We start from the raw sequence: 22,807 nt of genomic DNA, 5'->3' as shown, positions 1-22,807 counted from the left end.
GTGATTTTAATATTAACGCTAGTCGTAGGTTTTAATTGGTGGGGCGACATAAGATTCAAAACTTTCTAATAACTCAGCGGGAGAATCATTCACAATCGCCATATGACGGTATTTTTCATGGAGGAAACCTTCATCTGCCATCTTATTTGTCATATCAATCAATGGTTGCCAATAATTATTAATATTAAATAAAGCGCATGGCTTAGCATGTAAACCAATTTGGCTCCAAGTAAATACTTCTGCATACTCTTCAAGCGTGCCATAACCGCCAGGCAAAGCGACAAAGGCATCCGCAAGCTCAATCATTTTACTTTTACGCTGATGCATCGTTTCAACTTTATACAACTCAGTTAAATTCTTATGAGAAATTTCACGTTCTTCTAGCAATAATGGGATCACCCCAATCGCTTTTCCCCCTAATGACAATACGGTATCAGCAACTGTCCCCATAATTCCCACGCTCGCTCCACCATAGACTAACGTGATATCACGTTTAACCATTTCTTTAGCAAACTCAATGGCTTTTTGCTGATAGACCTCATTTTTTCCCATACTGGAACCACAATACACTGCAATACTTTTAATTTTTCCCATTTGTTCCTCATTTTCCATTTTTATTGTGACTTTTTAGTTAAAGCACTGAATTATACGAGCCTAATACAGAAGCTCAAGCTTCACTCTTCGCCATAATAAAATGAGACTTACTCATGTTTATAGCACTGCTATTCACCTAAACCAACATGTTGACAACCAATAGAGCACATTTACCCCCTTATTCTCTATAGCTAAACCATAAACAAATATAAAGCCGTGCTGTTTTATGAGATAATCTTTAAGAAATTATTTTTCATCACTGAATACTTATTTTCTAAATATTTATTATCAATTAAGTTACGTTTTCCGAGGTTTACTTATTTATGTCTGCCGACACTAAAAAGAGCGCATTTCCGCTATTACCTATAGGGTTATTACTGCTTGCAATGACCTCTATTCAAAGCGGAGCTTCTTTAGCTAAAACTTTATTTCCTGTTATCGGCGCTCCCGGTGTTACTGGTTTACGTTTATTCCTTGCCACTATTATTTTGTTTGTTATTTTTAAGCCTTGGCGTTTAAAATTCAGAAAAAATTCGCTAGTTCCATTGCTTGCTTATGGATTATCCCTAGGTACGATGAATTATTTGTTTTACCTATCTCTTGAACGAATTCCATTAGGGATAGCTGTTGCTTTAGAATTTACTGGCCCTTTAGCCGTTGCGATGTTTTCTTCTCGCCGTCCGATTGATTTTTTATGGATAGCCCTTGTTATTGTTGGGTTATTATTCTTACTCCCAATCGGCGATAATATTGATTCCATTGATACACTCGGTGCTCTCTATGCTCTCGGAGCCGGTGTCTGCTGGGGGTTATATATTATATTCGGGCAACGTGCAGGAGCGGGTTACGGTGCAGCAACCGTTGCAATAGGTTCATTTATTTCTGCCATGATCTTCTTCCCTATCGGCTTAATGCAAACAGGTGTCGAGGTGATGTTCGACCCCTCAATTTTACCTATTGCACTAGCAGTCGCGATTTTATCAACCGCATTTCCTTATACATTAGAAATGATAGCGCTAACGCGTTTGCCTGCCCGAACTTTTGGTACATTGATGAGCCTTGAACCTTGTATGGGCGCATTTTTAGGAATTGTTTTCCTAAATGAGCACTTAACGATGACTCAATGGTTGGCATTATTATGTATTGTCTGTGCTTCTATTGGTTCCACCTCAACAGCGGTACCAAAGTCAAAAATCGAAAAAGTGTCCTAGCCACTAAAAACTATAAGCAAACAAAGACAATCAAGGTTAATAAATTCGATATATAGATATTTATTAACCTTTTTTCGTGTAAAGTTTTATTCACCAATTTGAAATAATCTATTTTTATTTCTAGTTTATGCTTTAAATAAAAATTTATTATCTCTATCGCACTTATTGTCAAAAACGATTAGTATCGAAGATCCACAATTAATTAACGGTTAATAAAGTATATCGAATAGACCTATTAAATTAATCGTTTATTACATTATGACAAATTAGTTCGGTTATTTTATATTTATTGACAGATGAGGTTACTAAACAAATTAATATTTAAGAGAGGATGAATCATGAGTACAGCTAAATTATTTAAAGCATCTTCAAATGAACTTTTATATACACGTAATGATATGGAAGACAGCGTAAAATTGGAAACCATTGGAATTCTTAATGTTATGGTAGTCCATTTTACCGATCTCTCTCTAATGACTAAACAAGCCCACTGGAATATGCGTGGCCGTAATTTTATTGCTATCCATGAAATGCTAGATGGCTTTAGAACCACGTTAGTTGAACATTTAGATGAATTCGCAGAGCGCGCGGTTCAATTGGGAGGCGTTGCTATTGGTACAACGCAAGAAGTTCACCGCTTCACCTCGTTAGAAGCTTACCCAATTAATATCCATAGCGTACAAGACCACTTAAAAGCGTTAGCCGACCGCTATGCTATTGTCGCGAATGATATCCGCAAAGCCATTGATGAAGTGGAAGACGAAGACACTGCGGATATGTTTACCGCGGCTTCTCGCGATATGGATAAATTCCTCTGGTTCTTAGAAGCAAATATTGAGTAATGTCGTAAATAGAGTCAATTAAAATTGACCAATGGCCACTGTAAAGTGGCCATTTTATTAGCGAGTCATTTACTATAATCAAACTGTTATTCAAGTACCTAAAAATAAAATGAGTTAACTTAGTTAGTTACTGTTTTTAGGTATTTCAGGTTGTTCTATAGGAAATACAGGTAATGCATTTAATAGCCTTTTACCATAGTTTTTAGTTAGCAAACGTTTATCATAAATAATAATTTCACCATAGCACTCATGACTGCGAATTAATCTACCTGCTTGCTGTATCAAGTTAAATGAGGCGCTAGGTAAACTTTGTACTTCAAATGGGTATCGCTTCAATGATTTCAACCAATCCCCTTCAGTGATAATCACAGGGTTTGTTACTGGTGGAAATGCAATTTTATGAATATGGACCTGAGTTAAATATTCCCCTTTTAGGTCTAACCCCTCAGCAAACGATTGTAAGCCAATTAAGGCACTAGATTGCCCTTGGTTAATTCTTTCGCAATGTGTTTCGACTAACCGATAACGTGGTTGATCTCCTTGAACTAAAAGCTGCAAACGCAAATCTTTTACATGCTCAAGAAAACCTTCCATCGCTCTTTGGCTACTAAATAAAACCAGTACTCCACGGTGAGTATTTTTAGCGAATTGTTCACGAAAAAATACTGCCATTTCCGCTAAGTGTTCAGCTTCATTGTTTATCGTTGGCTCATATTCCATTTTAGGAATAATAATTTTTCCCTGCTCAACATGGTTAAAAGGCGAAGATAATGTCACAAAGCGGTCATCACTTTTTTCGGATAACCCAGTGAGTTCCATAAAACGTGAATAACTGTTCAATGACCTCAGTGTTGCCGAGGTAATCACAATATGAGGAACATTTCTCCATAACAAATGTTGTAATTGTTCGCTCACTCGGATCCCTGCACAATGCATAAAGAAGCGAGATTGGTTTTTCTCATAACGCCGACTTAACCATTTTGATACAGGGGCACCTGAACTTTGTTCTAATGCCGCCAACCGCCAAAGCTTCGACATATTTTCAAAGTACCCCATAGCCCTACTAGTCACAATAATGGAGCGATGTAAGCGGACAATATCTTGCTTCGCAGTTTGTTCCGTCAAATCATTTAAGATTGCTTCCGCCAGCCCCTGTAATGCATCAGTTTGCTTAAACAAGGCCTGACAGCTCAGTTGCATTGCTTCAGGCAATACACCAAGCGGAAATAAATATTCAGTTTCTTTTGATGTTTCTGGTAATAATGCATTCGCTAATAATGAAAAATCACGAAATGTTTCACGTAATTTTTCTGCATGTTGCTGTAACCGTTCGGGGTTAGCTAACTTTGGTGGCTTCGCCGGACGAAATTGCCCCATGTACTGCCCAACATGCTGAATAAAGCTATCAAGCTGTGCCGTTAGTTGAACTAACGTAATTTCGCCTTCAACTTCAAGGGCATCCCTTGCAACATCCGGAACATGATGGCCTTCATCCAGCACTAATAATAAATTTTTCGGGTCAGGTAATACCGATTCACTTTCCATTGCAGCCATAACTAACGCATGATTAGCAACCACTACATCAGCATCTTCGATTTCCCGCCTAGCAATAAAAAATGGGCAACGCTGATAAAATTGACAATTACGGCCTAAACAATTCATTTTATCTGTGCTGACTTTGCGCCATAAGCTATCACTAAATGCACGTTTGTGGTGATCCCTTAGCCCATCCCATGCAAAACTCTGAAAGTCATGCCGCAGTTGCTGACAAATAGCCCGCTCTTCACTATTCGCAATTTCTGTTTTATCTTCCACCAATAACATTAAATCTATTTGTTCGCCTTCTGCGGCACAAATAGCTTCTAAATTACGAGGGCAAACATAACGAGCACGCCCAAATGCTCCTGTATATTTTAAGTCAGGAATAATTTTGCTTAATAAGGGTAAATCTTTACTATAAATTTGATCTTGTAATGCCACATTCGCTGTACTAACCACTAAGGTTTTACCTTCTTCCCTACCAACCGCTATCCCCGGTATTAAATAAGATAGCGTTTTACCCACCCCAGTAGGCGCTTCTATGACCAAATGGCGGCCGTCATCATCTGCTAAATTTTTTGCAACTTGCGCGATCATCTGCCGCTGCGGGGCTCGGGAAACAAACCCGTCAATTTGTACGGACAACCCTTTATACCACTGAGTTATTTGTTCTTTAGTTTTATTCGACAGGGACATAAATTATGCAGGTGACCAAAGTTAAAATGAAAGATAACGAAACTGACAACAATACGGAATATGTAAAAAACGCTTTTGCCAACCGCTTCGCAAAACTACTGTATTAATACCCATTATACATAAAAATTGGGAAGCTTTTTGCAAAACGCCCATTCTGCAACAGAAAAAATAGCTTTTAACTTGTTTGCAACACTCATCCGGTTATACTTTGAGTTCTTATATCATTTGGATTTTTATCACTAGGCAGGCTATAGAAAATGAAAAAGGTTGTTATCGCACTTTGCGCATTATGCGCTTTTGGTTCTGTAGGCGGTATTGTTTTAGCGGGTATGAACATTTATACACGTTCAACCACACCACTTGAGCAAGGGCAACCGCAATCCCCTTCAGCACTGCCAGCCCCCAATCAAATTCAATAATTTTAAAATAATTTATCAGCCCAGGATGGAGATAGCTTATGTACAACGATTATTTCGTAACCCCACAATGGTTAAATTCACATCTATTTGATAATAACATCATTGTACTCGATGCTTCTTCTCCACCACCGACCGCACCTTATGATTGCCGCCAACAATATTTAGAAGAACATATTCCTAACGCTCAGTTCTTTCATCAAGATGAAATTGCAGACAAAAGCTGTGATTTACCCCATATGCTGCCAAGTGCCGATGTTTTTAGCCAAGCAGTTAGTGCCATGGGCATAGGTAATGACACCCAAGTTATTATTTATTCACAGAATAACTTATTTTCATCCCCAAGAGCTTGGTGGACTTTCACCACTATGGGCTGCAAAAACGTTAAGATTTTAGCCGGTGGCATCGATGCTTGGAAAGCAGCAGGGTTTGATGTTCAGTCCGGGGAAGTCACTCCGCCAGCTACGAAACAATTCCATGCCATACGTAAAGACAGTAACGCACTGAATCAAGAGCACATGCTTGATATTGTAAATCAAGGAAAAATTCAAATTATTGATGCTCGTGCAGAACCACGCTTTCTTGCCCAAGCACCAGAACCACGTCCGGGTTTACGTATGGGGCATATTCCTGGGAGCAAAAACGTCCCATGGGATCTTCTCGTTGAAAAGGGTGAATTCAAATCACCGGAGCAACTTAAAGCTATTTTTACTAAGCAAGGTGTGGATATCCATGCACCTTCAGTGACGACCTGTGGTTCAGGAATGACCGCAGCTGTGGTATTAATGGCATTAACATTACTAGGTAACCAAAACGTGCGTTTGTATGATGGTTCATGGGCCCAATGGGGGCAAGATAACGGCATGCCAATCGAGTCGTAATCCTCTTCTTCCATAAAAATATAAGCCACTTGATATTTAAGTGGCTTATAGAATGAAGATTTACCAAGTAGAGGAAATGGTTATTTGGCAAATATCCCGGCTAAAAACAGTACGACAATCGCACCGATAACCGCGACAACAAAACTCCCAAAGTTGAAACCATCAACTTTTCCTTTACCAAAGAAAGTACTGATGTAACCACCCACAACAGCACCAACAATCCCCAGCACGGTGGTCATAATGAACCCCATGTGATAAGTACCTGGCATCAGCCACTTAGCTAAAACACCTGCAATTAGACCAAAAATAATCCAAGCAATTACACCCATCTTACGCCTCCCAGACTAGGTAATTTCACTATAATGTCAAAATGTTCTCATATAATAGTAGAGCTTTAAGTAAGTTAAATCGCTCTCCTACCAATTAAGTAAAGACCCTATAAGTTAATTTCGCAACTATAAAATTTTGCCAATCAATATTATTCATAATTAATTGCTCACAATTTCAGTTATCACTTGCGCAATCTGTTGAGCATTTTTTAACGATCGAACCTGAGAAAACAGTTCATCTGCTTGATGATATTCTTTACGTAAATAGCCTAGCCATTGCTTAATTCGAGCAGCATGGTAATGGCCTGTATCCCCTTGTTTTTCAAGTTCTGTATACTTTAATAACAATCTACCAACTTGCTCCCAAGGCATTTTAGATTCATTAAATTTGACTACCCGGCTAAGGTTTGGGGTATTTAGTGCCCCACGGCCAATCATCACAGCATCACAACCTGTGATTTCAAGGCAGCGCTGTGCACTTGCATAATCCCATATTTCTCCATTAGCAATCACAGGGATCGATAATTTACGGCGAATCTCTCCAATGGCAGACCAATTAATACTCTCTGCTTTATAACCGTCTTCTTTGGTTCTACCATGGACAGTAAGTTCTGTTGCCCCCGCCTGTTGAACCGCATCTGCAATTTCATAAGCAAATTCAGCGCTATCCCACCCCAAACGAACCTTAACAGAAATAGGTAATTCTTTTGGAACTGCTTCACGCATTGATTTCGCAGCTTGATAAATCAAATCAGGTTGCTTCAATAACGTCGCACCTCCACCGTGGCCATTAACTGTTTTTGATGGGCACCCGCAATTTAAATCAACCCCCCAAGATCCTAACTCGACCGCTCGGTTTGCGTTCTCTGCCAACCACTTAGGGTGTTGCCCTAATAACTGCACGCGAACTAATGTCCCTGAAGGGGTACGACTGCCATGTTTTAGTTCAGGACATAAACGGTAAAAAGTTTTTGCTGGTAAAAGGGTATCAACCACGCGAACAAACTCTGTTATGCACAGGTCATAGTCATTAACTTCGCTTAATAGACAACGTACTAAAGGGTCTAAAACTCCTTCCATAGGAGCTAATAAAACGCGCATAAATGGCTCGCAAAAAACGTAATAACACCTGCTTATCATACCGTTTATTGAATAGATGAGCAGGAAAATTCTAAGATGGGGGTGACCAGTTACAGGCTTGAAATAGTTTAACAAGTAGCTCTAGTTAATGCCATTAACATTAAAAAGAGCTACAAGCTTTATGGAATATTAGCTGTCACTTCGCCCTTGTTTGACTTTTTTCTGGGCGTTTTTCCATGGGGAATTTTCCCCCTTCCCTGAACTAGGCTTTGACGATGGCGAATTGCTGCGACGTGGTGGTTTACCTTGGTTTCTATCACCTGAACGACGTTCATTGCGTTGTGGTGTTTTTTGAATAGGCTCCGCCTTTATGGAGGGGTCGGGCTCATAACCTTCTATCGCCATCAATGGAATCGATTTTTTCAATAATTTTTCGATATCCTTGAGTAACTTAGCCTCATCGATACATACTAAGGAAACTGCCATACCAGTTGCTTCTGCACGGCCTGTACGACCGATACGGTGAACATAGTCTTCTGCAACATTAGGAAGCTCAAAGTTCACCACATAAGGAAGCTGTTCAATATCAAGGCCACGGGCTGCGATATCCGTTGCCACTAACACACGAATATCCCCAGATTTAAAATCAGCTAATGCACGAGTACGAGCCCCTTGGCTCTTGTTGCCATGGATAGCAGCAGCTTTGACACCATCTTTATTTAAATGCTCAGCGAGACGGTTTGCACCATGTTTTGTACGCGTAAAAACAAGGACTTGTTGCCAGTTTTCACGGCCAATCATAAACGAAAGTAATTCCGCTTTTCGTTTTTTATCAACCAGATGAACATACTGAGTCACTTGCTCAGAAGCTGAGTTTCGCGGAGCAACCTCAATAGTTACAGGGTTATTGAGTAATTTATTCGCCAGTTGTTTGATTTCGTCAGAAAACGTCGCTGAGAACAATAAGTTTTGACGTTTCTTGGGTAATTTATTAATCACCCTACGAATATCATGAATGAACCCCATATCTAACATACGGTCAGCTTCATCCAGAACAAAAACTTCGACTTGGGAAAGATCTACTGCATTTTGGTGTTCTAAATCTAATAAGCGCCCCGGAGTTGCAATTAAGATATCAACCCCGCCACGTAACTTCATCATTTGTGGGTTAATACTCACCCCACCAAAGACGACAAAAGAACGAATACGCAGGTGGCGGCTATATTCTTTTACATTTTCAGCAACTTGCGCTGCAAGCTCCCTTGTTGGCGTCAAAATTAACGCACGAATAGGCTTGCGATCCTTTCCTGCTCGAGGAGTTGTAATAAGCTTCTGTAAAATTGGCAATGTAAAACCCGCTGTTTTACCTGTACCAGTTTGGGCGCTAGCTAAAAGGTCGTTTCCTGCGAGCACGGCTGGGATAGCTTGTTGTTGAATAGGCGTAGGGCTTTCATAACCTAATTCATTAATGGCAAGCAAAATTTCCTCGTTTAACGCGAGGTCTGAAAAAGTAGTCAAATTAAATTACTCCGGGCTTCACCGCTTCAAATTGAATGTGGCAGTTATGGGGGAAGTGAGTCAGAAGAAAAAGCGCAAACTGCCGTGCGACACTGTGTAAAATTCTAACATTATTTACAGATGATAAATATATTAATTTAGTTTGGTTAATAAATTAATATAAAATCTGACTCACATAGTATATATACTTACATAGTACTATGAGATGTCGTTTTTTACTTTTTATAAAAATGAAAATCCATTAAGAGCTAATTAGGTGTTATTTAATTCTGAATTTTTAAAGGAATGGTTATGAATACAGGTTCATCGTCAACATTGCGAGGAGAAAATGCGAAAATGCAATTGCTTCTCACTGCTGCTGATGTATATGGAGAACAAGGGCTTGATGGCGCTACTACACGCAAGATCGCACAGGCATCAGGGCAAAATATTGCCGCAATTTCTTATTATTTTGGCTCAAAAGAAGGTCTTTACTTAGCGGTAGCTCAGCTTATCGCAAAAACTATTCGGGACGATTTCCATGATGTTTTTCAAGCAATTGACAACTTTCTAAATCAACCTTTGTCAGTACAAGTAACTGATGATGCACTTGATTTACTACAAAAAACAGTCATTGCCTATAATCATTTTCAGTTGGAAAAGAAAAATTTAAGTTTTTCTCGGATATTAGCACGTGAACAACTCAACCCGACCGAAGCCTATACGGTAATCCATGAACAGGCTTTAGGCCCAATACATTCGCGCCTAAACCGCTTGATTGCGATTTACATTGGTGCTGACCCCAATCATTTAACAACGCTAATCCACACACACGCAATCCTTGGCGAAACACTTTTATTTCGTATTGCACGAGAAACTTTGTTACGCCAAACGGGTTGGAAACATATCAATGAAAATGAATTTAAAATTATTAATCAAGTTCTTATTGAACATACAAATATATTATTAGCAGGCTTACGCCATCGCAAACAATATGAAAAGTGATATGATAAAATAATTAAAGTGATTCATTCACATTGATAATAACTAGAGGCTGGTGATTTTATTGCAGCTAGTGCCACATTTCTCCATTAAAAACAGCGGCCTCTAACAACAAAATTTGTTTTCATATCGTTGATTCTTTAAGTAAGGTTAGCTATGAGCAATAAAAACCGTTCTGTTGTTGTTTTCATTATTCTCATATTAATCGGTGCTGCAATTGGTGGTTATTACTACTATCAATCACAGCAAGACAAAACATTAACACTCTACGGCAATGTTGATGTCCGAACGGTAAATCTTGGTTTTCGAGTGTCAGGTAAGCTCAAATCCCTAAGCGTTGATGAAGGTGCAAAAATTATTGCAGGCGAGCAACTTGGTCTACTGGATGATGCTCCTTACATTAACGCGTTAAATAAAGCCAAAGGAGTACGTGACAGCGCCAAAGCCCAACTTGCTTTAAAAGAAAGTGGTTACCGTACTCAAGAGGTTGCACAAGTTGAAGCTGAAGTGGCTCAAAAACAAGCGGCTTGGCAATATGCCGATAACTTCTATAAACGTCAGCAAGGGCTTGCTGCCTCCCGCGTTATTTCAGCTAATGATTTAGATAACGCGAAGAATAATCGAAACCAAGCATTTGCCGCCCTTCAAGCGGCACAAGATAAATTGAATCAATACCAAAGCGGCTTTCGCCAAGAAGAAATAGCTGCCGCTCGAGGCGAATGGTTACAAGCTGAAGCAGCTGTCGCTCAAGCTGAACTCGACTTACAAGACACCGTTTTAACTGCACCTTCCTCTGGGACTATTTTAACCCGAGCAATCGAACCTGGCACAATCATCGGTGCAGGTAATACCGTATTTAGCGTCACTTTAACAAATCCTGTTTGGGCCAGAGCTTATGTTAGCGAACCACACCTCGGTGATGCCATTCCCGGTAGAGAAGTCTTGCTGTATACGGATAGCCGCCCAAATCAGCCTTACCATGGTACCATCGGGTTTGTTTCCCCTACCGCCGAATTTACCCCTAAAAGCGTACAAACACCGGATTTACGAACCGATTTAGTCTATCGACTACGTATCGTCGTCAATGATGCAGATGATGCGTTACGCCAAGGTATGCCTGTGACTATTCAATTTGCTGATAATAAACAGTAAGAGTTTGCTATGAGTGATGATTACAGTATCCGGCTATACAATGTCGAGAAAACATTTGTTGGCTTGGATACTCCAGCCGTTGAAAGCTTAACAATCGATATTCATGGGGGCTCTGTAACAGGCCTTGTCGGCCCTGATGGTGCAGGAAAAACAACTTTAATGCGCATGATTGCAGGGCTATTAAAACCAGATGCAGGGAAAATTAGCGTGATGGGGCTCGACCCTATCGACGACAGCATTGCTATGCGAGCTGGCCTTGGCTATATGCCCCAAAAATTTGGTTTATATGAAGACCTGACCGTACAAGAAAATTTAAATTTGTACGCAGATTTGCGTGGCGTACTCGGCGAAGAGCGCCAAAAAACCTATCAGCAACTGCTTTCATTCACCAGCCTAGCCCCTTTTACCAATAGGCTAGCCGGTAAATTATCGGGGGGGATGAAGCAAAAACTCGGGTTAGCCTGTACATTATTAGGAAAACCCAAGGTTCTTTTACTCGACGAACCCGGTGTTGGTGTTGACCCCATCGCTCGACGCGAACTATGGCAAATGGTTCATACTCTTGCCGATGATGGAATGCTCATTCTTTGGAGTACTTCCTATTTAGATGAAGCTCAGCAATGTAAAAATGTGCTGCTATTAAATAAAGGCAAACAGCTTTATGCAGGCAAACCCGAGTTATTAACTGAAAAAATGGCGGGACGCTCGTTTTTACTTGATGTACCAGCCACACAAAAACGCACTGTATTACAAAACGCACTCGTATTACCAGAAACCACCGATGGAGTAATCCAAGGCCGCTATATTCGCTTAATTTTGAAGCCTAATGCGTCACAGACAAATTTATTAACCGCATTAAATATGGCAGATGGAAAACTCATTGAAGCACAGCCACGTTTTGAAGATGCGTTTATTGACTTATTAGGAGGGGGCCCATCTCATCGTTCGGAATTAGCCGCTATCGTACCGCAAATTCCACCTAATCCTGAAGAAACCGTCATAGAAGCACGTAATTTAACCAAAAAATTTGGCCAATTTGCGGCAACTGATACCGTAAATTTCCAAGTTAAACGCGGGGAAATTTTTGGTTTATTGGGGCCAAATGGTGCGGGAAAATCGACAACTTTTAAAATGATGTGTGCGTTAATGAAGCCAACAGATGGGCAAGCACTCGTTCTTGGAATGGATTTAAAAACGAGTTCAAACAAAGTCAGGCAGCACCTTGGCTATATGGCACAAAAGTTCTCGCTATACGGTAACCTAAAAGTGGGGCAAAACCTGAAATTTTTTTCGGGTGTTTATGGTTTACATCATCAACAACAAACCCAAAAAATCCAAGAAATGGTTGAGGCCTTTAATTTCAAACCGATTATCAATCAGGTAACTGAATCCCTTCCTCTGGGGTATAAGCAGCGTTTAGCCCTCGCCTGCTCATTAATGCATGAGCCTGATATCTTATTTTTAGATGAGCCAACCTCAGGCGTTGACCCACTAACTCGTAGAGAATTTTGGTTACATATCAATGGAATGGTTGATAAAGGCGTTACCGTTATGGTCACGACTCACTTTATGGATGAGGCAGAGTATTGCGACCGTATCGGGCTAGTTTACCATGGAAAAATCATTGCGGCAGGAACCCCTGATGAACTGAAACAGCAAGTTGCAAGTGCTGAAAACCCTGACCCATCCATGGAAGATGCATTCATTGAGCTCATCATAAATTATGATAAGCAACAGGAGGCACAATGACTCACACCGCTTCTCATTTTTCATGGCGTAGGCTTAAAGCACTATGCTGGAAAGAAAGTAAACAAATTGTGCGGGATCCTAGCAGCGCTCTTATAGCTGTGCTTATTCCATTGATGTTACTATTTATTTTTGGTTATGGTATCAATTTAGACTCAAGTAAATTACGTATTGGTATTTTACTTGAGCAACAAAGTTCGCAAGCTCGTGAATTGGTTGATACCTTCACAGGCTCTCCATTTATCGATGCGACTATTAGTAATAACCGCCATTTATTAATCGATAAAATGCAAGCGGGTGAAATTCGCGGCATTATCGTCATTCCTGTAAATTTTTCAGCCCAATTGCTGCAAAAACAAGGTCATGCCGCAATTCAAGTCATTACTGATGGCAGCGAACCGAATACGGCTAACTTTGTGCAAGCTTATACCCAAGGTGTGTGGCAAACGTGGCTGGTGCAGCAAGGGGAAAATAAAGGCTACCCAACAGACCCACTAATTGAGCTCAATATGCGCTATTGGTTTAATGAAGCGGCAATTAGTCAGCATTTTATTATTCCAGGGGCAATTAGCATCATAATTACCGTAGTTGGTGCTATTTTGACCTCTTTAGTTATTGCAAGAGAATGGGAACGTGGCACGATGGAAGCATTGCTTTCAACCCAAATCACTAAAACTGAGTTATTGCTTTCAAAATTATTGCCTTACCAAGTGCTTGGTACTTTTGTGATGGTGTTATGCATGTTTGTCACCACTTTTGTCTTAGGAGTACCTTATCGTGGCTCTCTATTGGTCTTATTTGTCATTACCAGCCTTTATTTAGCAACCGCACTAGGGATGGGGTTATTGATTTCAACAATTACTCGTAACCAATTTAATGCAGCGATGGTTGCTCTGAATGCCGCTTTCTTACCTGCCATTATGTTATCTGGGTTTATTTTTGAAATTGATAGTATGCCAGCCATTATTCAAGCTGTGACTTATTTTATCCCTGCCCGGTACTTTGTCAGTAGCTTACAAACTCTCTTTCTTGCGGGTGATATCTATATTGTTTTATTGATAGATTTCCTGCTACTAATCGCTTCTGCAATACTATTTATTGGACTGACGGCGCTAAAAACTCGCCGTCGTTTGGATTGAGGTGACGTTATGTTTTATCGCCTATACACCTTAATTATGAAAGAGCTTCAATCATTACTTCAAGAACCACAAACACGAGTTATTTTAATTTTGCCCGTGATATTTCAGATGATTTTATTTCCTCTGGCTGCCACTCTTGAGGTCACTAACACCACCATTGCAATTTTTGACCAAGACAGTGGTGAGCATTCTATCGAGTTAACTCAACGTCTCGCCAAAGCCAGTGCATTTTCTCAAGTTTTATTATTGAAGAATGAACATGAAATTCGTGAAACACTCGATAACCGCAAGGCTCTGCTGGTTGTTCGTTTTGGGCAAAACTTTAGTGCTGATATTGCAAGCCGCCATAACGCTAATATGCTGTTACTCCTTGATGGACGTAATTCAAATAGTGCGCAAATTGCAGCAAATTATATTGCACAAATTGTCACTCAATACCAACATGAGCTAACGCAATCACAGACTCTGCCGAACAACAGTGAATTAATCGTTCGTAATTGGTACAACCCCAATTTAGATTATAAATGGTTTATTGTGCCTTCATTAGTAGCTTTGATAACTACGATCGGGGTACTGATTGTGACATCCCTTTCTATCGCGAGGGAAAGAGAACAAGGCACTCTGGACCAATTGCTCGTTTCTCCCCTTACCACTTGGCAAATATTTATTGGTAAGGCGGTGCCTGCATTGATAGTAGCGACTGCACAGGCAAGTTTGGTCCTAGTTATTGGGATCTTTTGCTATCAAATTCCTTTTGCTGGCTCCCTACTCCTCTTTTATGCCACCATGTTATTCTATGGGTTGTCCTTGGTGGGGTTTGGTTTACTTATTTCAGCACTGTGTTCAACTCAGCAACAAGCGTTCATTGGGGTATTTGTATTTATGATGCCAGCAGTGCTGCTATCAGGTTATATTTCCCCAGTCGAAAACATGCCAATTTGGCTGCAACAAATCACTTGGATTAACCCAATTCGTCATTTCACTGAAATCACCAAACAGATATACCTAAAAAATGCTGATTTTTCAGTTATCTTCCATAGTTTATGGCCATTATTCATCATTGCGATAATCACCAGTTCAGTGGCCTATTACTTATTTAGGAAGAAAATAGCGTGATCAAAAGAAATAATATTACACTTTGAAAATACAATTAAAAGCATTGGAACTATCATTAACGCCTTGAATCACAAACAAGTTAATAATATTCAAATCATATTTTACGATAGTATTTAGATCAAAAAACCCTTGTTACCGAAGTAACAAGGGTTTTCAATTTTAACGACTTCTATCCCCTCATTTCACTGAGTAATGAGGAAAGCCACTCAAATTAGCGACGGTCACCAAAGATACGCAGCAACATTAAGAACAGGTTAATGAAGTCTAAATACAGAGATAACGCACCCATAATAGAGTATTTACGCATTGTTTCTCTGTCATCTTCATCAATTTGTGAACCCATTTCTTTCAGTTTTTGAGTGTCATAAGCAGTTAAAGCAGCAAACAGTAAAACACCACCGTAAGTGATCACCCAATACATCATGGTGCTTTGCAGCCAGATGTTAACCAAAGAAGCGACAACAATACCAATCAGCGCCATAAACAGGAAGTTACCCATACCTGTTAAGCTACGTTTAGTGGTATAGCCGTAGAAGCTTAATGCACCAAACATTACCGCAGTAATGACAAATGTGCCCGCAACGGACTCACCAGTATATGCGGCAAGAATAACTGAAATCGTTAAGCCTGTGAGCAATGAATAGAGCATAAACATGCCCGTTGCTGCCATGCCACTAATTTTTTGCAGCAGGAATGAAATGCCCATCACTAAACCAAGTTCAGCAATAATCATTCCAAAAAAGAGAATTTTATTGGTTGCAATGGTGTAGTACAACCCACTGCTAACAGAATACCATGCCACAAAAGCTGTCAACAGCAGACCGACTGTCATCCAGCCGTATACTTGCGACATAAATGCCTGAACGCCAGTATTGGCACCCTGGACAAGAGAATCATTACGTTGATCAAACTGACCCATGATGGTTACCCTTTCGCTAAAAGAAAAATCGACCCAGTAAAAATACTGCAATCGGAGAAATTAACCAAAGTCTAACACATTCTTTTGACAATACCATTCAGCAAATTCGTATTTTTTAGCGGAAAAAATGCGATTACCAGCGGTTTGCAGACGCCTCGTCAGTTTCTTTCGCTTCCACCCAACGTTCATTTTCAGGTAAGGTTTCTTTTTTCCAAAATGGTGCTTTGGTCTTTAAGTAATCCATAATAAATTCAGCCGCTTGAAATGCAGCATTACGATGAGCACTCGTGACCCCAACAAAAACAATCTCTTCGCCGGGTTGTAAGGTACCAATACGGTGGATCACACTAACTCTCTGCAATGGCCAACGCTCTTTTGCTTCTATGACTATATTCGCTAACGCTTTTTCAGTCATTCCTGGGTAGTGTTCGAGTGTTAATGCCGCAACGCTGTCACCTAAATTATGGTTACGCACTTTCCCTGTAAAAGTCACCACTGCGCCATCACTATCACACTGTGCAAGCCATTGATATTGCTCACCAACACTAAAATTTTCAGTTTGTACTGCAATATGGGTATTTTCCATATTACCCCCCAGTGACAGGTGGGAAAAATGCCACTTCATCCCCTTCAGAGAGAGGGTGGTCTAGTGAAACAAATGATTGATTAACAGCGGCAAGTAATTTGCCATCTTCAAGTGCCAACGCCCAGCGATCCCCTTTTTGTGAAAGTGCTTGGCGTAAGTCTTCAACTTTTGGGTACGAGTCTGTGAGTTCTAAACGTTCCGTTCCAACTAGCTCACGTACCTGAGCAAAAAATAATACTGTGATCATTATTCCACCTTAAAATGTCCAGACTTACCGCCTGTTTTCTCTAATAAACGAACAGGGCCAATCACCATATCTTTTTGCACGGCTTTACACATGTCATAAATCGTCAACGCAGCAACGGATGCGGCTGTTAACGCTTCCATTTCTACCCCTGTTTTCCCTGTTAACCGGCAACAAGTTTCAATACGGACACGATTATGTTCAGGTTCCGCTTTCAAGGTCACTTCCACTTTGGTTAACAACAATGGGTGGCATAATGGGATAAGCTGCCAAGTGTTTTTTGCCGCTTGGATACCCGCAATACGTGCCGTGGCGAACACATCCCCTTTATGATGGCTACCATCGACAATCATTGTTAAGGTTGCTGGGTTCATGGTGACATAAGCTTCTGCGCGAGCTTCACGGACAGTTTCAGCTTTGGCTGAAACATCAACCATATGCGCCTCGCCCGACGCATTGAGGTGAGTCAGTTGGGACATATTTTCTCCTGAAATAAAAAAGAGTTAACCGCCGATTACGGATAAATTTGGTGTAATTCCGCTATCGCCCATATGCAGAAAATGGGTTTCTCGTTTATGGTGTAAGCCCCGTTGAATACGAGCTTTTAACGCCTCGTTTTGGTCATCTGCGCCCAATAAATCACGAAGTGGAATGCCATTTTCACCAAATAAACATAAATGGAGATTTCCTAGTGAGGAAACGCGTAAGCGGTTACAACTTTGGCAAAAATCTTTTTCGTAAGGCATGATAAGCCCAATTTCGCCTTGGTAATCTGGATGACTAAAGACTTGAGCAGGCCCATCACTACGAGAACGAGGAAGCATATACCAGCCTTCTTCGATTAAACGTTCGCGAATAGTTTCGCCTGAAATATGAAAGCGTTGGAAGATATCACTACCATCACCGGTTTCCATGAGTTCAATAAAACGTAATTGAATTGGTCGGTGCTTGATCCAATTTAGGAATGACTTCAACGCAATATCATTGACATTTTTCATGAGCACGGCATTGACTTTTACTTTTTCGAAGCCTGCTTCAAAGGCGGCATCAATGCCTTTCATCACCTGAAAGAATTTGTCTTGTCCTGTAATGGCCGCAAATTGGCGTGGATCTAAGCTGTCAACGCTCACATTAATCGCGTTCAACCCTGCTGCTTTCCATTCTTGTACGTCTCGCGCCATACGATAGCCGTTAGTTGTCACGGCTATTTTTTTGATTGATTCATTTTCATTGATGGCAGCAATGATATCGCTGAAATCTTTGCGCATAGTTGGCTCACCGCCAGTAATACGCACTTTTTCTGTACCTAATTCTGCGAATGCCGTACTGATACGACGAATTTCATCTAATGTTAAGAATTCATGACGACCGCTTGGCTTGTAGCCATCGGGTAGGCAGTATGTGCAACGAAAGTTGCAAACATCTGTTATAGAAAGCCGAAGATAGTAAAATTTTCGGTCAAATTGATCGACAAGTTGCTGCATAATCACACCTTTCCAAGTACGGGAGATGCAGACATTTCTATCTTGCACCCTGGTGGCTCTAGGCCACGGCCAGTGCATCATATTCAGTCGTTCAAACTTAGACGCAAAGGCTAGGAGTTTTATTTGGAACCGAGTTACTGATTTTAAACTATAAAATACGCCACTCTGTTCACTTAATTTATGTAAGGATTCTAGCCGATAGAAATTGAAAAAGCGAATTGCAATTCGATATATACCATTATATACAACGACTTACAAAAGACATAGTTGAATCACCGAAGCTATTATTATCAATGACAATTTTCCATTTTGAGTGGTCTCAAACCGTATAATTTCATACTAATTGATTAACATCTCTAACTATTTAATTAAACATTTATTGATATAGATCTAAAATGGGGAGCAAGCTCCCCATCTGATTGTTTACGTTATAAATATCAGCACTTAACGCTTATCAAAACCGATATTTCAAATTGAATAATTGGCATATCAATTAAAAATAAATAGTGAAGCACAGAATTCATTAATCAAAACGCTAAATAATTTGCGTTGTTAGTTGTGATTAGGCGACAGATGAGGATACCTTGGAAGTACACACCAATACAGAATCGTCTCTTTTATTGTTTTTTGTCACGGTACTTAAGCCAAGAATGATGTTTTATGGTAGATTAACGCCCAATTTATTTTAGTCGCCATAAAACGGGCATTAGCGTAAAAAACGTATTTCGTAACTCGCTGGTTTACTTGCTTTTATAAGTACTGAAAATTAACTGATATAGGAACACTATGCCGAATTGTAGTCTGGCGGATCTCAAACATGTTGTCGCTTTAGGTGGCGGCCATGGGCTTGGTCGCGTGATGTCTTCACTTTCTTCTTTAGGTTCTCGTTTAACGGGTATTGTCACCACAACCGATAATGGGGGCTCGACTGGTCGTATTCGTCGCTCTGAAGGTGGGATAGCTTGGGGAGACATGCGTAACTGTTTAAATCAGCTAATTACTGAGCCGTCCATTGCTTCAGCGATGTTTGAATACCGTTTTAGCGGAAATGGTGAGCTTTCAGGCCATAATTTAGGTAATTTAATGTTAAAATCATTAGATCACTTAAGTGTGCGCCCACTAGAAGCCATAAATCTTATCCGTAATATGCTAAAAGTCGATGCGCAATTGATCCCGATGTCGGAATCTCCTGTTGATTTAATGGCTGTCGATGAAATGGGTAATGAAGTGTACGGTGAGGTGAATGTTGATGCCTTACATGAAATCCCACAAGAGTTACGTTTGTATCCAACAGTCAAGGCAACTAAAGAAGCCTTGCAGGCTATCCACCAAGCAGACTTAATTATTATCGGCCCTGGCAGTTTTTTTACTAGTTTAATGCCATTATTACTTTTGGATGAAATTGCGGCTGCACTACGCGAATGTAAAGCCCCGATGATTTATATTGGCAATTTAGCGAAAGAAATTAGCTCCCCTGCTGCAAACCTGTCTTTACCTGACAAACTAAAAATGATGGAACAGTATATTGGCTGCCAAAAAATTGATGCGTTAATCCTTGGCCCACGCACACAAACCAATAATATCAGCCCTGACCGCAAAATAATCCAACGGGTACTCGAAGCTGACGATATTCCGTATCGCCATGATAGAAAGCTGTTACTGCAAGCCATCGAAGAAACCATCAACTTGTTATAATCCCCAACCGCCATTCCGCTGCTAAATACCCGCAGCGGAAAACCTTCCCTAAAATTAGCCCTTTGTTTCCCGTATTTCCACAAAATCTATTTTCAAAATACTTTGCGTTGTGGGTAGGCGGCAAGTGAAGGCAGCTCGGGGAGCATACATAAATATGTGACCCGAGTGACTGAACGAAGCCAACCCCCCCACAACGCGAAGTATGAAGAAAATGATGAAAATTAGGAATTAGCGATAAACTGGGAGCGTATCTCCTGCAATTCGTCTCTGACTCGCGCAGCCGCTTCAAATTCAAGATCTTGAGCATGTTTATACATTTGCGCTTCAAGTTGCGAAATCCGTTGCTCCAATTCTTTTGTTGACATTGATTGAATATCAACCGAATTATTATTTTTGGTATTGTCTTTCGTGCGGCTTTTTCCTTTGCCACCCACTTTGTGACCAATTTGCAGAATATCACCGATTTTCTTATTCAACCCTTGTGGAACAATGCCATGTTCTTCGTTGAACGCCATTTGTTTAGCACGGCGACGCTCTGTTTCTGCAATCGCTTTTTGCATGGAGTTGGTGATCCTGTCTCCATAGAGGATTGCCTTACCATTTAAGTTACGAGCCGCACGCCCTATGGTTTGAATAAGCGAACGTTCCGAACGCAAGAAACCTTCTTTGTCCGCGTCTAAAATAGCCACCAGAGATACCTCTGGCATATCCAAGCCTTCTCTTAATAAGTTGATCCCAACCAGCACATCAAACTCACCAAGCCGTAAGTCGCGAATAATTTCCACGCGCTCGACTGTATCGATATCTGAGTGAAGATAACGAACTCGCTCCCCGTGTTCTTCGAGATATTCCGTTAAATCCTCGGCCATACGTTTAGTTAATGTGGTGACTAACACACGTTCATTTTTCTGCACACGTATACGAATTTCAGACAGTAAATCATCTACTTGGGTAGAAACTGGGCGAACTTCAATTATCGGGTCAAGTAGGCCTGTAGGCCTAACAACTTGCTCAATCACCTCATTGCCTGATTTATCAAGCTCATAGTTACCCGGTGTTGCTGAAACATAAATAGTTTGCGGCGCTAAAGCTTCGAATTCTTCAAAACGCATTGGCCGGTTATCTAATGCAGAAGGAAGACGAAAACCATATTCAACTAAGGTCTCTTTTCTTGAGCGGTCCCCTTTGTACATCGCGCCTATTTGTGGGATGGTAACGTGAGACTCATCTACCACTAGCAAGCCATCTGCAGGCAAGTAATCGAATAATGTCGGAGGTGGTTCACCGGGCGCACGACCCGATAAGTAGCGCGAATAGTTTTCGATACCTGAACAATAACCGAGCTCATTCATCATTTCTAAGTCGAATTGTGTTCGTTGGGTAATACGCTGTTCTTCAAGTAGTTTATTGTTTTCCAGTAATACTTTTCGCCTATCCGCTAATTCAACCTTAATTTGTTCCATTGCTTCAAGGATACGTTCTCTCGGTGTGACATAGTGCGTTTTTGGATAAACGGTAAAGCGAGGAACACGATGTTGTATTTGACCTGTCAATGGGTCAAATAATGATAACCGTTCAACTTCGTCATCAAATAGCTCAACGCGTAAGGCATATTCGTCTGATTCCGCTGGGAAAATATCGATAACTTCGCCGCGAACACGGAAAGTCCCTCGCGTGAAGGCTTGGTCATTACGCGTATATTGTAAGTCCGCTAAACGCCTTAAAATTGAGCGCTGGTCGATGATCATGCCATCCGTTAGGTGCAACATCATTTTTAAATAGCTGTCAGGGTCACCCAAACCATAAATAGCTGACACAGAAGCCACCACAATTACATCGCGGCGTTCGAGTAAGGCCTTAGTCGCAGATAGACGCATTTGCTCAATATGTTCGTTTACAGAGGCGTCTTTTTCAATGAAAGTATCTGAGCTTGGGACGTAAGCTTCAGGCTGATAATAGTCATAGTAAGAAACGAAATATTCCACGGCGTTATCTGGGAAGAAGGCTTTCATTTCACTATAAAGCTGTGCCGCTAAGGTTTTATTATGCGCCATTAGCATGGTTGGCCGGTTCTCTTGCGCAATGACGTTGGCAATAGTGAACGTTTTACCGGACCCCGTTACGCCTAATAGAGTTTGATGAGCAAGTCCATCTTGTAGCCCTTCCCTTAATTTATGGATAGCTTCGGGTTGGTCCCCTCCCGGCTGAAAATCAGAATACAGCTTAAAATCCTTACTCATATTAACGCCCCTTAACAAGTTTCTTCCAATATGATACTGGATAAAAAACCAGCTTCAAGTATTGAAGCTAAATTTTCTGTTAATCTCCGCTCTGATATGTTTATAAAAATGTTATCCCCAAAAAAGTACTTGACCTTTTTGAAACTTTATATTTTATGCTATTGCATTTTTATGCCATACCTCAAATACAAATTGAAGGCTTGATTTTATTTAACCATTTGTATTTATTATAGATTAATTTAAAGTCCAGAATCACATCAAATAAACCCAAAGCCGCTTGTCACCTAGCGTAGAACTTGTTTTATAACGTTAATACACAAGGTTATCCACAGAAATGGTGGATAACTCTTGAAGCCCTTAGAGCTCATGGATTCACAGGATCTCTAAGATTTGCTCGAT

General features: G+C 40.6%; 21 protein-coding genes and 1 riboswitch. Of the genes, 10 read left to right on the top strand and 11 right to left on the bottom strand.

What is annotated here, in order from left to right:
* Positions 1-18: 18 nt before the first annotated feature.
* Complete coding sequence (locus M1F25_RS07080; protein ID WP_094962433.1) at positions 19-594, bottom strand: TIGR00730 family Rossman fold protein; 576 nt, start codon at positions 592-594, stop codon at positions 19-21.
* Between the two features lie 323 nt (positions 595-917).
* Here M1F25_RS07080 and rhtA point away from each other — a divergent pair, with 323 nt between their 5' ends.
* Both rhtA and dps read left to right on the top strand, forming a co-directional pair.
* A complete protein-coding gene (gene rhtA, locus M1F25_RS07075) occupies positions 918-1,805 on the top strand; it encodes a threonine/homoserine exporter RhtA (RefSeq protein ID WP_181489525.1) in 888 nt (295 codons plus the stop codon).
* Between the two features lie 338 nt (positions 1,806-2,143).
* The gene (dps, locus tag M1F25_RS07070; RefSeq protein WP_181489524.1) at positions 2,144-2,647 is read left to right on the top strand and encodes a DNA starvation/stationary phase protection protein Dps; all 504 of its coding nucleotides are present in this window, start codon (positions 2,144-2,146) and stop codon (positions 2,645-2,647) included.
* Between the two features lie 123 nt (positions 2,648-2,770).
* On the opposite strand, the gene dinG is transcribed toward dps, so the two are convergent.
* On the bottom strand, positions 2,771-4,882 hold the full coding sequence (gene dinG, locus M1F25_RS07065; protein WP_181489523.1) for an ATP-dependent DNA helicase DinG: 2,112 nt from the start codon (positions 4,880-4,882) through the stop codon (positions 2,771-2,773).
* 257 nt (positions 4,883-5,139) lie between these two features.
* On the opposite strand from dinG, the gene M1F25_RS07060 reads away from it, so the two are divergent.
* Complete coding sequence (locus M1F25_RS07060) at positions 5,140-5,301, top strand: hypothetical protein (RefSeq protein WP_004256593.1); 162 nt, start codon at positions 5,140-5,142, stop codon at positions 5,299-5,301.
* Positions 5,302-5,339: 38 nt separating this feature from the next.
* Positions 5,340-6,179, top strand: coding sequence for a 3-mercaptopyruvate sulfurtransferase (sseA, locus tag M1F25_RS07055; protein WP_181489522.1), 840 nt, complete (start codon positions 5,340-5,342; stop codon positions 6,177-6,179).
* 80 nt (positions 6,180-6,259) lie between these two features.
* Here the strand turns inward: sseA and M1F25_RS07050 are convergent, their stop codons facing one another.
* The 3 genes from M1F25_RS07050 to rhlE all read right to left on the bottom strand — a co-directional run bounded on the left by M1F25_RS07050 (position 6,260) and on the right by rhlE (position 9,106).
* Positions 6,260-6,508 carry a GlsB/YeaQ/YmgE family stress response membrane protein gene (locus M1F25_RS07050; RefSeq protein WP_004256598.1) on the bottom strand — a complete coding sequence of 83 codons (249 nt, stop codon included), beginning with the start codon at positions 6,506-6,508 and terminating at the stop codon, positions 6,260-6,262.
* Between the two features lie 159 nt (positions 6,509-6,667).
* Positions 6,668-7,609, bottom strand: a complete 942-nt coding sequence (gene dusC / locus M1F25_RS07045; RefSeq protein ID WP_181489521.1) for a tRNA dihydrouridine(16) synthase DusC — start codon at positions 7,607-7,609, stop codon at positions 6,668-6,670.
* Between the two features lie 168 nt (positions 7,610-7,777).
* Positions 7,778-9,106, bottom strand: coding sequence for an ATP-dependent RNA helicase RhlE (gene rhlE, locus M1F25_RS07040; RefSeq protein WP_181489520.1), 1,329 nt, complete (start codon positions 9,104-9,106; stop codon positions 7,778-7,780).
* Positions 9,107-9,391: 285 nt separating this feature from the next.
* Between rhlE and cecR the strand changes: the two genes are divergently transcribed.
* The 5 genes from cecR to M1F25_RS07015 all read left to right on the top strand — a co-directional run bounded on the left by cecR (position 9,392) and on the right by M1F25_RS07015 (position 15,240).
* Complete coding sequence (gene cecR, locus M1F25_RS07035) at positions 9,392-10,090, top strand: transcriptional regulator CecR (protein WP_181489519.1); 699 nt, start codon at positions 9,392-9,394, stop codon at positions 10,088-10,090.
* A 153-nt stretch (positions 10,091-10,243) separates the two neighbouring features.
* The gene (gene hlyD, locus M1F25_RS07030) at positions 10,244-11,239 is read left to right on the top strand and encodes a secretion protein HlyD (RefSeq protein ID WP_181489518.1); all 996 of its coding nucleotides are present in this window, start codon (positions 10,244-10,246) and stop codon (positions 11,237-11,239) included.
* Positions 11,240-11,248: 9 nt separating this feature from the next.
* Positions 11,249-12,988: an ATP-binding cassette domain-containing protein gene (locus M1F25_RS07025; RefSeq protein ID WP_181489517.1), complete on the top strand. Its 1,740-nt coding sequence runs from the start codon at positions 11,249-11,251 to the stop codon at positions 12,986-12,988.
* The gene (locus M1F25_RS07020; RefSeq protein ID WP_181489516.1) at positions 12,985-14,124 is read left to right on the top strand and encodes an ABC transporter permease; all 1,140 of its coding nucleotides are present in this window, start codon (positions 12,985-12,987) and stop codon (positions 14,122-14,124) included. The genes M1F25_RS07025 and M1F25_RS07020 overlap by 4 nt, the downstream gene beginning before the upstream one ends.
* A gap of 9 nt (positions 14,125-14,133) precedes the next feature.
* Complete coding sequence (locus M1F25_RS07015) at positions 14,134-15,240, top strand: ABC transporter permease (protein WP_181489515.1); 1,107 nt, start codon at positions 14,134-14,136, stop codon at positions 15,238-15,240.
* Positions 15,241-15,451: 211 nt separating this feature from the next.
* Here the strand turns inward: M1F25_RS07015 and M1F25_RS07010 are convergent, their stop codons facing one another.
* The 5 genes from M1F25_RS07010 to moaA all read right to left on the bottom strand — a co-directional run bounded on the left by M1F25_RS07010 (position 15,452) and on the right by moaA (position 18,473).
* Complete coding sequence (locus tag M1F25_RS07010) at positions 15,452-16,159, bottom strand: Bax inhibitor-1/YccA family protein (RefSeq protein WP_004256664.1); 708 nt, start codon at positions 16,157-16,159, stop codon at positions 15,452-15,454.
* A 133-nt stretch (positions 16,160-16,292) separates the two neighbouring features.
* On the bottom strand, positions 16,293-16,745 hold the full coding sequence (gene moaE, locus M1F25_RS07005) for a molybdopterin synthase catalytic subunit MoaE (protein WP_004256668.1): 453 nt from the start codon (positions 16,743-16,745) through the stop codon (positions 16,293-16,295).
* A gap of 1 nt (position 16,746) precedes the next feature.
* On the bottom strand, positions 16,747-16,992 hold the full coding sequence (moaD, locus tag M1F25_RS07000; protein WP_181489514.1) for a molybdopterin synthase sulfur carrier subunit: 246 nt from the start codon (positions 16,990-16,992) through the stop codon (positions 16,747-16,749).
* Positions 16,992-17,468 carry a cyclic pyranopterin monophosphate synthase MoaC gene (gene moaC, locus M1F25_RS06995; RefSeq protein ID WP_094962424.1) on the bottom strand — a complete coding sequence of 159 codons (477 nt, stop codon included), beginning with the start codon at positions 17,466-17,468 and terminating at the stop codon, positions 16,992-16,994. Before moaC ends, moaD begins: the two co-directional genes overlap by 1 nt.
* Positions 17,469-17,492: 24 nt before the next feature.
* Positions 17,493-18,473: a GTP 3',8-cyclase MoaA gene (moaA, locus tag M1F25_RS06990; RefSeq protein ID WP_102138365.1), complete on the bottom strand. Its 981-nt coding sequence runs from the start codon at positions 18,471-18,473 to the stop codon at positions 17,493-17,495.
* Positions 18,463-18,602: riboswitch (molybdenum cofactor riboswitch) on the bottom strand. It overlaps the preceding gene by 11 nt.
* A gap of 657 nt (positions 18,603-19,259) precedes the next feature.
* Between moaA and M1F25_RS06985 the strand changes: the two genes are divergently transcribed.
* Positions 19,260-20,168, top strand: a complete 909-nt coding sequence (locus tag M1F25_RS06985; RefSeq protein WP_094962422.1) for a gluconeogenesis factor YvcK family protein — start codon at positions 19,260-19,262, stop codon at positions 20,166-20,168.
* Between the two features lie 221 nt (positions 20,169-20,389).
* Here M1F25_RS06985 and uvrB read toward each other — a convergent pair whose 3' ends face one another.
* A complete protein-coding gene (uvrB, locus tag M1F25_RS06980) occupies positions 20,390-22,408 on the bottom strand; it encodes an excinuclease ABC subunit UvrB (protein WP_004256681.1) in 2,019 nt (672 codons plus the stop codon).
* Positions 22,409-22,807: the final 399 nt, after the last annotated feature.

The organism is Providencia sp. PROV109, from assembly GCF_033681625.1.
Lineage (GTDB): Bacteria > Pseudomonadota > Gammaproteobacteria > Enterobacterales > Enterobacteriaceae > Providencia > Providencia hangzhouensis.
The sequence above is the reverse complement of the archived record's forward strand: the minus strand, read 5'-3'. Positions and strand labels throughout refer to the sequence as shown.

Coding starts and splice junctions, on each gene's coding strand:
- M1F25_RS07080 (WP_094962433.1), bottom strand. CDS start 594: ATGGGAAAAATTAAAAGTATTGCAGTGTATTGTGGTTCCAGTATGGGA.
- rhtA (WP_181489525.1), top strand. CDS start 918: ATGTCTGCCGACACTAAAAAGAGCGCATTTCCGCTATTACCTATAGGG.
- dps (WP_181489524.1), top strand. CDS start 2,144: ATGAGTACAGCTAAATTATTTAAAGCATCTTCAAATGAACTTTTATAT.
- dinG (WP_181489523.1), bottom strand. CDS start 4,882: ATGTCCCTGTCGAATAAAACTAAAGAACAAATAACTCAGTGGTATAAA.
- M1F25_RS07060 (WP_004256593.1), top strand. CDS start 5,140: ATGAAAAAGGTTGTTATCGCACTTTGCGCATTATGCGCTTTTGGTTCT.
- sseA (WP_181489522.1), top strand. CDS start 5,340: ATGTACAACGATTATTTCGTAACCCCACAATGGTTAAATTCACATCTA.
- M1F25_RS07050 (WP_004256598.1), bottom strand. CDS start 6,508: ATGGGTGTAATTGCTTGGATTATTTTTGGTCTAATTGCAGGTGTTTTA.
- dusC (WP_181489521.1), bottom strand. CDS start 7,609: ATGCGCGTTTTATTAGCTCCTATGGAAGGAGTTTTAGACCCTTTAGTA.
- cecR (WP_181489519.1), top strand. CDS start 9,392: ATGGTTATGAATACAGGTTCATCGTCAACATTGCGAGGAGAAAATGCG.
- hlyD (WP_181489518.1), top strand. CDS start 10,244: ATGAGCAATAAAAACCGTTCTGTTGTTGTTTTCATTATTCTCATATTA.
- M1F25_RS07025 (WP_181489517.1), top strand. CDS start 11,249: ATGAGTGATGATTACAGTATCCGGCTATACAATGTCGAGAAAACATTT.
- M1F25_RS07020 (WP_181489516.1), top strand. CDS start 12,985: ATGACTCACACCGCTTCTCATTTTTCATGGCGTAGGCTTAAAGCACTA.
- M1F25_RS07015 (WP_181489515.1), top strand. CDS start 14,134: ATGTTTTATCGCCTATACACCTTAATTATGAAAGAGCTTCAATCATTA.
- M1F25_RS07010 (WP_004256664.1), bottom strand. CDS start 16,159: ATGGGTCAGTTTGATCAACGTAATGATTCTCTTGTCCAGGGTGCCAAT.
- moaE (WP_004256668.1), bottom strand. CDS start 16,745: ATGGAAAATACCCATATTGCAGTACAAACTGAAAATTTTAGTGTTGGT.
- moaD (WP_181489514.1), bottom strand. CDS start 16,992: ATGATCACAGTATTATTTTTTGCTCAGGTACGTGAGCTAGTTGGAACG.
- moaC (WP_094962424.1), bottom strand. CDS start 17,468: ATGTCCCAACTGACTCACCTCAATGCGTCGGGCGAGGCGCATATGGTT.
- moaA (WP_102138365.1), bottom strand. CDS start 18,473: ATGCAGCAACTTGTCGATCAATTTGACCGAAAATTTTACTATCTTCGG.
- M1F25_RS06985 (WP_094962422.1), top strand. CDS start 19,260: ATGCCGAATTGTAGTCTGGCGGATCTCAAACATGTTGTCGCTTTAGGT.
- uvrB (WP_004256681.1), bottom strand. CDS start 22,408: ATGAGTAAGGATTTTAAGCTGTATTCTGATTTTCAGCCGGGAGGGGAC.